General features: G+C 39.4%; 17 protein-coding genes. 16 read left to right on the forward strand and 1 reads right to left on the reverse strand.

Translation table 11 applies throughout. The features are described 5' to 3' along the window. Positions 1-199 precede the first annotated feature (199 nt). Positions 200-802 (reverse strand): hypothetical protein, encoded by a 603-nt coding sequence (locus AAFX28_RS15060; protein ID WP_408688838.1) that lies wholly within the window; start codon positions 800-802, stop codon positions 200-202. A 202-nt stretch (positions 803-1,004) separates the two neighbouring features. Between AAFX28_RS15060 and AAFX28_RS15065 the strand changes: the two genes are divergently transcribed. The 16 genes from AAFX28_RS15065 to AAFX28_RS15140 all read left to right on the forward strand — a co-directional run bounded on the left by AAFX28_RS15065 (position 1,005) and on the right by AAFX28_RS15140 (position 13,993). Next, positions 1,005-1,286 carry a hypothetical protein gene (locus tag AAFX28_RS15065; protein ID WP_050914604.1) on the forward strand — a complete coding sequence of 94 codons (282 nt, stop codon included), beginning with the start codon at positions 1,005-1,007 and terminating at the stop codon, positions 1,284-1,286. A 137-nt stretch (positions 1,287-1,423) separates the two neighbouring features. After that, positions 1,424-2,155 (forward strand): hypothetical protein, encoded by a 732-nt coding sequence (locus AAFX28_RS15070; RefSeq protein WP_408688839.1) that lies wholly within the window; start codon positions 1,424-1,426, stop codon positions 2,153-2,155. A gap of 133 nt (positions 2,156-2,288) precedes the next feature. Continuing rightward, positions 2,289-2,921: a hypothetical protein gene (locus AAFX28_RS15075; RefSeq protein ID WP_408688840.1), complete on the forward strand. Its 633-nt coding sequence runs from the start codon at positions 2,289-2,291 to the stop codon at positions 2,919-2,921. 165 nt (positions 2,922-3,086) lie between these two features. Then, positions 3,087-3,755, forward strand: a complete 669-nt coding sequence (locus tag AAFX28_RS15080; protein WP_408690884.1) for an SDR family oxidoreductase — start codon at positions 3,087-3,089, stop codon at positions 3,753-3,755. A gap of 630 nt (positions 3,756-4,385) precedes the next feature. Next, on the forward strand, positions 4,386-5,045 hold the full coding sequence (locus tag AAFX28_RS15085; RefSeq protein WP_408688842.1) for a restriction endonuclease: 660 nt from the start codon (positions 4,386-4,388) through the stop codon (positions 5,043-5,045). A gap of 144 nt (positions 5,046-5,189) precedes the next feature. Then, positions 5,190-5,543, forward strand: coding sequence for a hypothetical protein (locus AAFX28_RS15090; protein WP_408688844.1), 354 nt, complete (start codon positions 5,190-5,192; stop codon positions 5,541-5,543). A gap of 138 nt (positions 5,544-5,681) precedes the next feature. Continuing rightward, a complete protein-coding gene (locus tag AAFX28_RS15095) occupies positions 5,682-6,293 on the forward strand; it encodes an SLATT domain-containing protein (protein ID WP_408688845.1) in 612 nt (203 codons plus the stop codon). A gap of 341 nt (positions 6,294-6,634) precedes the next feature. Then, positions 6,635-6,880: a hypothetical protein gene (locus AAFX28_RS15100; RefSeq protein ID WP_408688847.1), complete on the forward strand. Its 246-nt coding sequence runs from the start codon at positions 6,635-6,637 to the stop codon at positions 6,878-6,880. A gap of 553 nt (positions 6,881-7,433) precedes the next feature. Further along, positions 7,434-7,610 carry a hypothetical protein gene (locus AAFX28_RS15105; protein WP_408688849.1) on the forward strand — a complete coding sequence of 59 codons (177 nt, stop codon included), beginning with the start codon at positions 7,434-7,436 and terminating at the stop codon, positions 7,608-7,610. A gap of 38 nt (positions 7,611-7,648) precedes the next feature. Continuing rightward, positions 7,649-8,362, forward strand: coding sequence for a hypothetical protein (locus AAFX28_RS15110; protein WP_408688851.1), 714 nt, complete (start codon positions 7,649-7,651; stop codon positions 8,360-8,362). Positions 8,363-8,506: 144 nt separating this feature from the next. Further along, positions 8,507-8,905, forward strand: a complete 399-nt coding sequence (locus AAFX28_RS15115) for a hypothetical protein (protein WP_408688853.1) — start codon at positions 8,507-8,509, stop codon at positions 8,903-8,905. Between the two features lie 230 nt (positions 8,906-9,135). After that, entirely contained in the window at positions 9,136-9,612 is a 477-nt protein-coding gene (locus AAFX28_RS15120) for a GNAT family N-acetyltransferase (RefSeq protein ID WP_408688854.1), read from the forward strand. Between the two features lie 685 nt (positions 9,613-10,297). Continuing rightward, entirely contained in the window at positions 10,298-11,368 is a 1,071-nt protein-coding gene (locus tag AAFX28_RS15125) for a hypothetical protein (RefSeq protein ID WP_408688856.1), read from the forward strand. 36 nt (positions 11,369-11,404) lie between these two features. Further along, complete coding sequence (locus tag AAFX28_RS15130) at positions 11,405-12,052, forward strand: N-acetyltransferase family protein (protein WP_408688857.1); 648 nt, start codon at positions 11,405-11,407, stop codon at positions 12,050-12,052. Positions 12,053-12,162: 110 nt separating this feature from the next. After that, positions 12,163-13,377, forward strand: a complete 1,215-nt coding sequence (locus AAFX28_RS15135) for a DUF3644 domain-containing protein (RefSeq protein ID WP_408688859.1) — start codon at positions 12,163-12,165, stop codon at positions 13,375-13,377. A 184-nt stretch (positions 13,378-13,561) separates the two neighbouring features. After that, entirely contained in the window at positions 13,562-13,993 is a 432-nt protein-coding gene (locus tag AAFX28_RS15140) for a GNAT family N-acetyltransferase (protein ID WP_408688860.1), read from the forward strand. Positions 13,994-14,178 lie beyond the last annotated feature (185 nt).

The raw sequence follows: 14,178 nt of genomic DNA on the forward strand, positions 1-14,178 counted from the left end.
GAGACACTTTGCAATCTAACGCCTAAGCGTATGATATGCTCATTGGTATAATCCACGTGTTTTCATTTAGTTAGAGTTTGGTCGCCCCTATAGATATTGAGAAAAGCGACACTTGAGCTGGTGGTTAGATTGACTTAGTGTGGGTTAATTGGCGTTAAGCAACATGGCTAGCATATCAGCTAGCCACCAATCAGAACATTTAGTTATTATCTTGTTTCCACTGTTCAGCTTCCGTGAGTAGTTCGCGATTAATTGAGCTTACTTCTAATCTTGATAAGCCGAAAGTTTTTGCAGCAGTAGCGAGAAATGTTAGTTCTTGAGCGTTAGGCTCATCTCGTTCAACAGCGTTGAACATTACTAATCTAGCTGCCATACGATAGTAGTGTTCTTCCAATTCAAAGTGCTCAGAAAAATCACTAATCTCTTCAAGTGAATCCGGTTCGTCAAAGGACTCACTCAGCATTTTTTTTAACTTTCGTGTTGAAAGCTCATTGCTCTCTACGAATTGGCTATTGAAAGGACCATCTTCTTCGAACTTTCCGTCAATGAGCCCCATAGTATAGTCTTCTATAAATTGACTAGTCTCTTCATCAATATTTGCGACATGACCAAGTATTGCTACATCACACATTTCGGCATAAATATAGTTATCTAGCTCGCTTTCACTAAGTTCGCCATTCTCATCTTCGTCAAAAATCGAAGAGAACATGTTCTTTCCACCTTGAATTAACTCATTCCTTGTTTTCTCATCAGATAAAACGTTTGTGACAAGATCTGCTGCTAACGAAGCGAAAAAACTCATAGTGTGTGGCCTTTTAAATTAACTTAATGGTATTTTGTTCTATAAAATGAATGGGGTCAAGGTGAAATTTTGCTTAACAATAAATTTAAGAGTGATTCACAACGCTTGGCGTCATCACTTCAAATCAGTTTAGTGTTTATGGCACAATGCTTTAGGTAAGGTGCCAGCGTTGTTCACACCTTAATTTGGCGTTATAAGAGAGATGATGATGCAAGATTTTTTAAACAAATATATTGAGGCAAAGAGATTCTTTGATAAAGATTTACCGTATTGGTGTGACTATTTTTCTCGCCCAGTAGATGAAGAATTTGCAGATTACCTTCGTGAACAAGGGCAAGACGTAACTTATTGCGTTCTTGAGGTCTTTGAACAAGTGTATATCCCTCAAGCATGTGAACAAAGTCGTGTGCAGAAAACTGCTTTAGAACGGCGAAAGTTAAGAGAGCAAGGGGTTTCGGAGGAATGCCTGCCAGTTCTCTTATAACAAAGCATTTAAGAGTGATTCCCAACGCTTGGCATTTTTCATTCCATCGTTGGGTTTTGTGTTTACGGTGGTATGGTTAGGTTTTGTGGTAGCGTTGCTCACACCTTAATGCGGCGTTATATTGCAATCGAGATTTTATGAAAAAATATACATTTATAGATAGGTATTTTGAAAGTCAGCGCGTTCTCTTAAGACTTGATACAATTGAAGAGCATGATGTAAATAGCTTGTTTACTTACCTGAACAACCTTCATTCCACAGCAGATAAGCTGAAAGAGTTATTTGACTGTAATATAAAAGATTACCCAGATTTTAAATTACTTAGAATAATTAGAAACTACTTTCATCATGTTGGGGATGTAGATGACATTAGAATGCTTGTTTCTATTGAAGAAAATGTACACTTTGATCGTGTACAGCATTTGATTATACCTCTAGAAACCTTTGCTAGAAGTGTTAAGTCTTTTATTGATAATGCTATGGTTCCAGAAAATCATAAACAATATCAGAAGAAACTTAAGTTCGTTGCGAAAGAGATGGATGCCATATCAGAATGTTACTCTTACAACAGTGATATCCTAACCAACATGGATGTGTTTTGTAATAAGCCATCGTTGAAGTTGGATGGTGAAATCCATGAGCTTGGCTTTGATATGTATAGGTTTATCTTTAACGTTACTAATGTAATTGCTGACCGTTGTCGAGAGATTGAGGAACTAGCAAGTAAGTCTGTCGTTATGGAATTAGACGAAACATTCACAATTTCGAATAACATTGACCGTATAGATATATTCTGCACACCAGACAAAATGCCAATAACAACCACTAAAGGAATGGTTTACGCAAGGAACGTCGAACTGGCAATATAACAAACAATTTAAGAGTGATTCAGCACGCTTGGCATTTTTGGTTTGGGTTGAGTTCAGTGATTACGGTGCTCAAATTGAGTGTCGTGGTCGCGTGCTTCACACCTTAATTGGGCGTTAGGTTTCAGAGGATCAGATGAAACAAAAATATACAGAATTAATTATCAGTGTAGGTTCAGTTATAGCAGGCTTCATTGGCGCAGCTATGTCAGTGTATTTTTATACAGTTGAGCCTAAAGAAATTGACAGATTTGAAGCTACATATAGTAAGTTTGAATCTGCAGTGATAAATACGATGGAAAAAAATGCACCTTTAGACGTCGATTCACTCAACCTATATTATGAAGCTGCAGCAAATAAGGGGTTTGAGTCACTAGACTTTAAACCTACTATGAGAAAGGCATTAGTGAGGCTTCATTTTAATATTGCTTCAGGCAAGGTTCCAGAAATAAACGAAGAATCATATGCTAGTTGGTTACAACAAATCCGAAAGAACATAGATGAATTTGAAGAAACTGCACCTTACGAAGGTTTACACCCTATCGAAAGAAGTCTATTCCTAGATATCTCACTCTTAAATGATAAGCCAGAAGTAGAAGCTAAACTTAGGCAACTTGCGAGTGTCGAACTTGCTAGATTTGAAGAGTTAGAATCAGCTAAAACAGAAGCAAGATGGTCACTGATTTTTGGTATCGCAGGCGTTGTTGGGGCAATTATTTCTATATTTATTGCAGTTTGGCAAATTGTAAGAAAACCTAACACAGCGTAAATCAACCTAACAAAGCGTTTAAGACAGATTCCCAACGCATAGCATTTTTAGTGCTGACGTTGGGTTTTGTGTTTAAGGTGGTAAGGTTAGGTTTCGGGGTGGCGTTGCTCACTACTTAACGCGGCGTTATACGAATAAGGAAATTCAGCAAATGGAACAGTCTTAATCACTGGAGGTTCAAGAGGTATTGGGCTTGAATTAACTCGTCAGTTTTTAGCTTTAGGTTATAGCGTCATCTCGACTTATCGTGGTCAGCCTTCAATGCAGTTAAAAAGCATGCTTGTTAATCGTTCGCTGACACTACATGAACTAGAGGTCACTGATGAAACCTCAATAGCTAATTTGGCCTCTAAGCTATCCAATGTTCAGTTAGACATACTTATCAATAATGCGGGTGTCATTGGTTCAGATGAGCAATCCATGGAGGCTATCGACCCAAAGGAATGGCTCAATACCTTTGCAGTGAACTCAATCGCGCCTCTTATGGTTAGTCGAGCTCTTTTAGGGCTTCTCGAACCTAGTGCTAACCCTCGTATTATCACCGTCTCAAGCCAAATGGGGGCATTAAACCGAGAAAGCTATGGTATGTATGCGTATCGAAGCTCAAAAGCAGCGGTTAATAAGGTAATGCAAGTGTTGGCATTGGAACTTAAGCCTAAAGGAATTGTTGTGTGCCCAATTCATCCTGGCTGGGTTAAAACGGATATGGGTGGCAAGGACGCAGATATCACTGTTGAAGAAAGTGCATCAGGTATTGTAAAGCTTGCAAGCAACTTGACCTTAGAACAAAGTGGTAAATTCTTAACATGGCAGGGGACGGAACACGTCTGGTAAAATTCGTATAACAAAGCATTTAAGAGTGATTCGCAACGCTTGGCAGTTTCGCTTCGCTCAAGTATAGCCAAGCGCCGCTCACACCTTAATGCGGCGTTATGCTCTTTCTCAAACTTATAAGTATGAGCACTTTACGTATTTAACAAATACCACTTTGTATCTGTCCTAGCATCTTTATCAGAAATGAGGTTTCTATCCCTTATTTGACTCTAACTTCTTTGAAAACCATCGCTGCCCCCAAAAAATTGCCTTCTGTCTTATCTAACTTTTCAGTGGTTTGATAGAGTTATGATCCGATGTGTAAGGAGGGGTTTAGATGGGAACTATCATAGGATTGGTCATTTTAGCTGCGATAGATTGGTATCTTGTTCGTAAAACAGGACTTCATATACATCAACTAATTTCCAAAAAGTATGCCGAACATTCACGTGGCAAAGAACATCGTAAATAAGATCTCTTTAGGCATAATCTAACTGTATACAGCGTTGGAATTTTACGGTGTCCACTGATAGAACAAGCATAACAAAGCATTTAAGAGTGATTCGCAACGCTTGGCGGTTTCGCTTCGCTCAAGTATAGCCAAGCGCCGCTCACACCTTAATGCGGCGTTAAGTTTCTAGTTGAGGTCATATGAAAACTAAACAGATTCCGGATTGGAAACAATATGAGTGGCTGATAACTAAAATTTTGCATGATGAGCGCTCAGAACCGAATGTGACGGTATTAGGTGACTCGCGCATTAGAGGTGAGTACTCTGAAAGATCACGTCAAATAGACGTTTTGATTGAGCAAGGCTCTATTCGAACGATCGTTGAGTGTAAACATTATGATAAGCCGATAGATGTTAAAGCTGCTGAATCCTTTATGAGTATGATGAATGATGTTGGAGCTAATTTTGGTGTATTAATATCTTCCAATGGTTTCACTTCATCAGTTCCTAAAAGAGTCCGTGAGTTTGGCGATAGAATTAAACTTGAACATTTAGATTGGCAAGAAGCTTACAGTGAATCCTTTGCTGAGGAGTCATATGGGCGTGTATCAGACATATGTTCTCATTGTATTGAAAACTATAAAATTGGGCGGTCTGTTCCTGGGTTACTCTGTTGGAATCATGGGTTAGGCATTAATCAATTTGGTAAGTTCTCTATGGGCTCAGTAGGACGGTGTTTGAAGTGCAAATCATACACTGTTTACTGTGATTCTTGCGGCTGGGTAACTGTTGCTGAACACGAAGAACCATGTTGCGAATTGCGGGATGTCTTTTATGCTCACGTAGCAAAAGAAACTTAACAAACAATTTAAGAGTGATTCCCCACGCTTGGCATTTTTGGTTTGGGTTTAGTGTAGTGTTTACGGTGTCCAATTTGAGTGTCGTGGTAGCGTGGCTCACACCTTAATTGGGCGTTATGTAGCTAGGTAAGATATGGAGTATAAATGCTTGGTTTAGTTCGATTTGTATTGGTTGCGAATGTAATAGCAACCGTAATAGTTGTTGGTCTAGAGGTGTCTACAGGCTTCTTTGGGCTTAAGTTTATATCGGACTATGCATTTTTCATCGTAATGCTTTTATGGGGAACGACTGCCTTATTTTTCATGTACCCGCCTCTAGGTGGTATAGGGCAGTCTGACGACAGAGTTGATACGGTTACAGATTCCATGGTGGACCGTACTGTAACGGATGAAGTTGATGAAGAACGGTTCTCAGAAAACACAGCTTTTTGCATCAAGCTACTCATATCTGGGGTGCCAGCATTCTTGGTTTGTGTCTTAGCGAGCATCGCTACATAACAATAAATTTAAGCAGATTCGTAACGCACGGCATTTTTGCTTTGAATAATCTTAAGTGTTTACGGCACAATAGTTTAGGTAGATGGTAGCGTTACTCACTACTTAATTTGGCGTTATGAAGCAAAAGGAAATATTCAAGTGACAGAGTTAGATAATGATATTGGTGAATTGCTGCGTCGAGTGAAAATGACAACGTCATCACGTTATGGGGCAAGCTTAAGGTTCAAATTCCATCATCGTGTATCTCAATGGACAGTCGCTTTCATATCTATCGCATTGTTGGTGATCCCAATGGCTCAAGCGTGGGGTTTAACTATTGGAATTGACAATCAAAAGCTAAATTTCATCCAATCTATTTTGGCTGTACTTGTCCTTGTTTATTCTTTACTGCTTGGTCAAGAGAACTTTATCTCTCGTTCTGAAGCTATGCACCGAAACGGTGTAGAATTAGGCAAGTTTGCTCGTAAACTAAAGCCATATATTCGTTCGTGCACAGAGGCTCAATACACCGATTTGGTTGAGGAATACTATTCAATCCTTGAAAAGTATGAGAACCATGAAATTGTCGATTATTATGCAACAAAGCTTGAAGTGAAGCCCCAAAACCATGCCCAGTATCTAGGGTACATCTGGTTTAGCGTAAAATATTGGTATCATCAAATTAAAGGTTTAATGCTGTATTTTCCACCGTGGTTGTTTGTTGGTTATGTGCTTTATACAGTCTTCGTATCACTTCACCCAGCTTCATAACAAAGCATTTAAGAGTGATTCCCAACGCATGGTATTGTTCATTTCATCGTTGGGTTTTGTGTTTACGGTGGTATTGTCGGGTTTCGTGGTGGCGTTGCTCACACCTTAATGCGGCGTTAGGTTTTCAAGCCAACTTGCTGATCTTTTATGTTGAATTTCCTATCATTTCGCTGTTCAGGTATATTATTGTTATGGTATTTCATCTGATAAATTTCGAGTGAATGATAAAAGCAATAATCACCTTTGCAATAGTTAGCAGTATTACACTGATATTTAATCAGTTTTCATATGGCTCATGTTTTCAAAGCTACTGCATATCAGCGGCATTACCGAAAGTGTTGATGATATCAGCAGTGATTACCGCAATTTTCATGTTAGCGACTAAGGATGCCGTTACACCAAAAGAATCTGGTGACAATGATCATAAAGGTTTATCTCTTTCCATGACGATAATACTTATTGTTGGTATCGCTTTAGCTATGGGCTTTGGTAAGGTAATGCTCAGTAAGTCGAACCTTTTTAAATCTGAAGCTCAGATTGAGCATGAGAGTTGCGTTAAGCAAACTGGTAATGCAAATATGTGCTGATTGTGAGCATCAACCTAACAAAGCATTTAAGAGTGATTCGCAACGCTTGGCGTTTTCGCTTCGCTCAAGTATAGCCAAGCGATGCTCACACCTTAATGTGGCGTTATGTTTAATTGTATTTCAAGGGCTTAAAGGTCTTAGGTTCTAGTTCTTTGTCCCTCTGGAAATTCGTCCTTAGTAGACTCAGCAAATCAGTATTGTCGGCCTAAATCCTTGAATCTCTCAGCCCGTAAAACATGCCAATGTTCGTGGGTTGCTTCATTGTCAGGTCGTGGCGGTTGGCTTCTTGTTTAACTCTCAAAGTCGCTTCTAGGTTCTTTGTCAATTAGCACTTTGGCTTGGCAGTTGCCTCGGCAATTCAACATTGTTTTTCGCTTTGGTTGGAAGGAAAGGGCGCTTGTTGTTTCTTGGTCTTGTTGCCTCATTGGGCAGGGAAGTGGGCTTACTTGTTTTGGGTTGGCCGCCTTTGGCGGTCAAGTTGGTTCTAGCCTTGTGGTTTGGTTCAGAAAACTAGACAGAAATAGCAGTTCTTTCTCAATTAAGTCAGTAACTTGTGGTAAAACATAACAAACAATTTAAGCAGATTCGCAACGCTTGGTATTTTGGGTTTGAATCGGCATCAGTGTTTACGGCACAATGGTTTGGTTTGGTTTGGTTTGGTTTGGTTTGGTTTGGTTTGGTTTGGTTTGGTTTGGTTGGTAGCGTTGCTCACTACTTAATTGGGCGTTAGGCTACTTAACCCAAGTCATACACATAGAGGATGAAATTGTGGATTTCTTTAAAGAATCAATCCCTTTAATTACACTGATTATTGCAGTTGCTACTTTCTTTATTTCCAATTTTAATGCAAGAAAGGCACAAGGTAAGGCAAAAGAAGCATTGGAATTGGCAGAAAAAGCAAACAAATTGGCTTTCGACGCTACTGAGATAACAAAGCGCAGATTTAGGTCTGAGCCGCTAGTTCATATAAATAGCGTTGAACAAAATATTGATCTCACTTCTTTGGAATCTTTAGGTAAAAATTTTTCTCATATATTACAAATTAAAAATAAAGGGGAGATTGCATTTGAGGATCTGTCGATGGAGTTAATTGGTATCGCTCCTAAAACGTATCCAATTACCGATCCAAATAATATTATTAGGCCTTTGCCTTCTGTAACTCATGATGTTGGTTTGACTGTTATGATTCATCCCCATAATCTTGCTAATATTGATCTAAGAAAGCCCCTTATTTCTTACTTAGGTAAACTATCAAAGCAGTTGGAGTATGAAGATGAAATTTATCATACCGTCATTAACTTGATGCTTTTGCCGACAGCTGTTGGTGATCCTCTTCCATCTGGCGTAAACAGAGCTGGTTGTGAAGACCGAGTATTAATAACCATAAAGTTTAAACCAGTTGATTTTACAGAAGAGAAAATAGAAACTTATTTATCACACTCGCAAGACCTTACGCATAGAGTCTATCCATATTCTTCATAGTGGCCTAACAAAGCATTTAAGAGTGATTCCCAACGCTTGGCATTTTTCACTCCATCGTTGGGTTTTGTGTTTACGGTGGTATGGTTTAGTTTTGTGGTCGCGTTGTTCACACCTTAATACGGCGTTAGGCATCAGGAGTATAGTTTGAATATTGAAAACATAAAAATGATCCCCAAAGTGATCACTGATACGGATGATCTTGAAAGTGAATTTCGGGAATTATTCGGTTTACCTGAATCTGCTAATGCGAAAAGTGTTGTGTACTTTTTCTGTTCAGTTAACCCTGTGCCAAGATTAAGAGGGCAATCAGAAATTCTCTATATTGGTAAAACCAAGCAATCACTAAAAGCTAGGTATTTTCAATACTCAAAACATTTAGCTTCGGGTTCAAGTGGTTGTTTTTATAGGTATATTATCAATAACTACGGTGGTTTAAGGCTAGGTTATATTTCTACCGACAAGCCAGATGCAATGGAAAAACAGTACTTCAAAGAGTACCGTGCAAGTTATTTAGAGAACCCTCCAAAATCTAAGGTGGGGTAAATGCCTAACAAAGCATTTAAGAGTGATTCCCAACGCATGGCATTTTTCATTCCAATTTTGAGTGCGGTGTTTACGGTGGTATTGTTAGGTTTCGTGGGTGCGTTGCTCACACCTTAATGCGGCGTTATAAAGCAGAATCAGCATCTGCGCTAGAAATTAGAAAGTAAGAGCATTTAGTGTGGTTTAGCTTTAATCTAATTGATTCAAAATCAACGGGATAAGGAAGTTTCGTGAATTTAAGAAAATTCGCAGCTCAAGATGCACTTGAAGTCATTTCATGGTTTTCAACTGAAAAGGAATCCCAATATTGGGGTGGCTGGATGTTCGGTTGGCCACTTTCTGAAGCTGAAATGGTAAGCCGTAGTGAGCTTCCAGAAATTGAGTTCCTCGTTTTATCTGATGGAAATGACAGGCATGGTTTCATCGAACTTCAGCACATCAGTGAAACTGAAATACGTTTGTGTAGAGTCGCCATTAACCCTGAATATCGAGGGCGTGGATTTGGCAGGGCTTTAATCGCACTTTCTATCGAAGAAGTCAGGAAGCGCGAACAGTTCAATGTTGTGACTTTGGCTGTTTTTGCAGAGAATGTAACCGCTTATAATTGCTACAAATCCTATGGTTTTGTAACTGTAGACAAAGAGCCAAAATTTAGAGAGTTCAATGGACAGAAATGGCCTTTGATCCAGATGGAAACTGCTTTATAACAAAGCATTTAAGAGTGATTCTCAACGCTTGGCATTTTTCATTCCATCGTTGAGTTCAGTGTTTACGGTGGTAAGGTTAGATTTCGTGGTAGCGTTGTTCACACCTTAATGCGGCGTTATGTGCTTGTGTGTTTATGACAGTAAGATGTTCATGAAAGTCATTTTAAATAGTAAAAGGAATTACTATGTCCAAAAAGGAATCGAATAAAAGTACCGTACTTAAGTTGGGTTTGTTCATGGCTGGCTCGGTATTTGGTGCAGCCTTGTATATCTTTTTTGCATTTCCAACATCTTGATTGTTCGGGTTACTAAATGTCGTCGGTTGGTAGTCCACGGGTAGGCTCAGGCTACATGTAGGGATAGAATGTTAGTTGCCATCGTATACATCATTGTCACACTTCTTATGGTTAAAGTGCTTTTAAAGAAGAAAGTCTCTAAAAGTGTACTTTTTTACTTCGCACTTGAACTCTATTTTGGTGCAGTTGCGGTCGCCTCTTATATCGATTAGCTGTTCTGAAAGCAAAGGTGTTCAGTTTAAGCACGCACATAACAAACTGTTCAAGAGGGATTCGCAACGCGTGGCATTTTCACTATGCGTTGGTTTAAGTGTTTAGGGTGGTATGCGGCGGCTTCCGTATTGCGTTGCTCACCCCTTAACAGGGCGTTATATTTTTAATGGAGTTATATGAACCAGTTTTTTGAAAGAGAGACAACTCAACGAGTTATAGCGAAGTTCACTAATCGTATTGATGGGCTGACGTATGAAACCGATTTTGAAACAACTCGTAATCAATACCTACTTGTTGTTTGCAAAGCCATCAAAGATAACCCAAAACTTTGGGATGAGCGTTGCCAAATTAACATTGGCTGGGTTGGCGAACATCTTCTGCATTTTCTGTCAGAGAGAACCTCAAATCTAGACAAAGATGATTTAGACAGTGTTATGGGGTTACTCTTTAGGTTTCTACTTGAATTTCATCTATCGACTCCAAATGATATGCATCGAGATTTGGAAAGAGTTAGACGGTTTTGTTCAGAGAATGCTGCGGATTTTAGTGAAGAGGGTCGTTCGGATATATATTTCGCTATTAGAGAAATGCCGATAGCCATTTTAAAGGAAATTGCTAATAGCCCAGCGATTGAAAGTGTTAGAAAACTTCACGTAGCAACTTCTGAGTTTGAAGAGACCAAAAATCGATGGGACGTTGAACTTCGTGAGAGAGAAGAAAAAGCTAGCAAGCTAAAAGAGTCCCTAGATAGTTATAAAGATGCATTTAATTTTGTTGGACTGAGCGAAGGCTTTAATCAGCTCGCAGAGCAAAAGAAGCAAGAAGTAAGAGATGTACTTTTTTGGTTAAGGTTAGTGTCGATACTAATCGTTTTACCTCTAGCTTTAGAAATCGTATATGTATTAGCAAATATCGATAAGGGTGCCGAGCTTTCAAGAATCATGATGTTAGTGGCATTACCCACTGTCTCATTGATTGCTATCCTAGTTTATTATTTCCGTGTACTTCTGAGTAACTACAAATCATTACAATCTCAGTTACTACAAATAGATCTAAGAATGACACTTTGTCGGTTTATTCATAACTATTCGGAATATGCTAGTGATATGAAAAAACAGGACAAGTTCTCATTGGAGAAATTTGAGAACATTATATTCTCAGGGATAACAGCCAGCACTGAAAACATACCTTCGACTTTCGATGGTGTAGAACAACTCGGAAAATTGATAAAGTCAGTCAAGCAATAAAAATATAACAAAGCATTTAAGAGTGATTCGCAACGCTTGGCGCTTTCGCTTCGCTCAAGTATAGCCAAGCGTCGCTCACACCTTAATGCGGCGTTAGGCAAAAAGAAGAAACAATCAGCAGAGGAAGCAATGGAAATAAGAGCAGCAAAGCTAGAAGACATCAGTCAAATCGTAGAACTCCAAAAATCTTGTCATGTCTCTAACTTGGATGAGTCTGATAAATCCGATGGCTTCTTAAATACAGTTATGGACGAAGCGCTTCTAACTCAAGTTATTGAACAAGAGCAGGCTATCTTTGTTGCAGAACTCAACAATACGGTAGTAGCTATGGCTGCTTGTGCTTCATGGAAGTTTTGGGAATGCTCTGAAGGACTTACCTCTGTGGCAAATAAACTTGGTTCATTGGTAGTTGGTAACACTCAACTTAGTTCCACCAACTCATACTTTTGGGGACCAGTCTGTGTAAGTAAGGCTTGTCGTGGACAAGGTGTGTTTGAGACGTTGTTTCGATTCAGTTGTGAAGTAAGAAGTGTCGAATTTCCTTATGTTTACACGTATGTACATAAAGACAATGCTCGCTCTTTCGTAGCTCATACCAATAAAGCGGGTTTTAAATATACCAAAGACTTTGAGCTAAGTGGGCAAACCTTCCAAGAGATGGTGCGCGAAACGAAATTTGCCTAACAAAGCATTTAAGAGTGATTCGCAACGCTTGGCAGTTTCGCTTCGCTCAAGTATAGCCAAGCGTCGCTCACACATTAATGCGGCGTTATATGCAGTCAGTAGGTAGGTTTATGTCAGAGAAAAAATGGTCACAAGTAGACAAGGCGTATACATTCTTCCTTGAGAGTTTTAAGTCTGGGCACGAGTTCACGTTAGATGAATTAGCTGAAAAGACAGGTTGGAGTGTATCTACAGTAAAAACGTATTTACGTAAAAAATGGGTCTCATTGCTGGAGCGAACGAACAATGGTTATAAGGTCACAGAAGTTATCACAACTTTTAACTCAACTACTTTTCGTCAACATCAAAGCCAAAAAGACGAGGTAGATAAGTACCTTCACCAGATCATGTTAGAAAAGGCTATCTCGGCGTGTATCTCAGCGATAGAAATATATAACAAACCTAATTTTCAGCATCGAGAAGAGACTTTCTCAATTCTAATGACAAATGCATGGGAACTTCTTCTAAAGTCTAAATTGGTAAAGGATGGTGCTGACAATCCTGAGTCCATTCATATTTTTAATAAGGGACAAGCTGTAATATCCCCAAGCGGTAACCCAAAAACGATTTCATTGGGCGCAGCCCTGAATCGTTTACTAGCCAATGGTGCTATCCCAAAGGTGGTCGGAGATAACATTCGATTGTTAATGAATATCCGAGATGACTCGGTACATTTCGTCTGTGGTGACCTTGAGTTGAGCACTAGTATCCAAGAAATTGGCACAGCATCACTGAAAAACTTCATGACTCTTGCGATGAACTGGTTCCACCATGACTTTAGTCGGTACAATTTCTACCTCATGCCCGTATCATTTTTCCATCTTTCAGATGTTGCTAGCTTTAGCGTGGATAGTGAGGTTAAGTCAAATCTCTTGAAGTATCTGAAAGACATTGAGAAAGACCATGAGCACGACAAAGATGCGAACTATGCAATATCGTTGAAACTTCATACTAAGTTGGTAAAAACGACAAATGATGAAGCCTTACAAGTGCGCTTAACTAATGACCCTGATGCTCCGGAAATTGTTCTTTCTGAAGAAGATGCTCTGAAAAACTATCCACACGATTACTACGAGCTGCTGGAAATACTCAAGGCACGCTATACGAACTTTAAGCAAAATAAAGTCTTTCATGACCAAATGAGAACGTTAAAAACTGAAGGTGAGAGATACTGTAAACTGCGTCGATTAGATCCTGACAATCCTAAAAGTATTAGTAAAACTTTCTATCACAACAGGGTCATCGACCAGTTTGACCAGTGGTACGCAAGGGTTCGGGTGAAATAAGCATATAACAAAGCATTTAAGAGTGATTCGCAACGCTCGGCATTTTCGCTTCGCTCAAGTGTAGCCGAGCGCAGCTCACACCTTAATGCGGCGTTATGTGATTGGTGGACATTTCATACCTATTGCGGCTAAAATACCTGCTCGCGGCTGCACATGAATTTCAGTCAACTTTAGAGACATTACGATGATTGTAGAAAATGTGCTTCCTGAAAATTACGCAGAAATGCTTAATGTTTGGGAAAATTCAGTCCGAGCAACTCATGACTTCATATCAGAAGAAGATATTGAGTTTTTTAAACCAATTATCATTGAGCAGGCTTTTCCTGCTGTGACGTTAAGATGTGTCAAAAATGAAAGTGGTTCAATTTTAGGTTTCGTGGGAATCCACGACTCAAAGGTTGAAATGCTGTTCATCTTAAACGAGGCAAGAGGGCAAGGTGTTGGTAAGGTGCTACTGCAATACGCAATAGAGCAGTTAGGCGCAACCAAAGTCGATGTAAACGAACAAAACCCGAAAGCCGTAGGTTTCTACGAGTATATGGGTTTTAAAGTAGTTTCTCGTTCACCGCTTGATGATATGGGAAAACCTTTTCCCATTCTGCATATGACACTTTAGAGCTCGGTTTGTCGTAACCAGTTTGCTAGAAGAAACGCCCAAAGCTAATAACTTTGGGCGTTTCCGTATGCAATGAAAAAATCACATAACAATAAATTTAAGAGTGATTCACAACGCTCGGCGCTTTCACTTCAAGCAAGTTCAGTGTTTATGGCACAATGGTTTAGCTATGGAGTTAGCGTTGT

Origin of the sequence: Vibrio sp. TBV020 (assembly GCF_046056895.1) — a bacterium.
Lineage (GTDB): Bacteria > Pseudomonadota > Gammaproteobacteria > Enterobacterales > Vibrionaceae > Vibrio.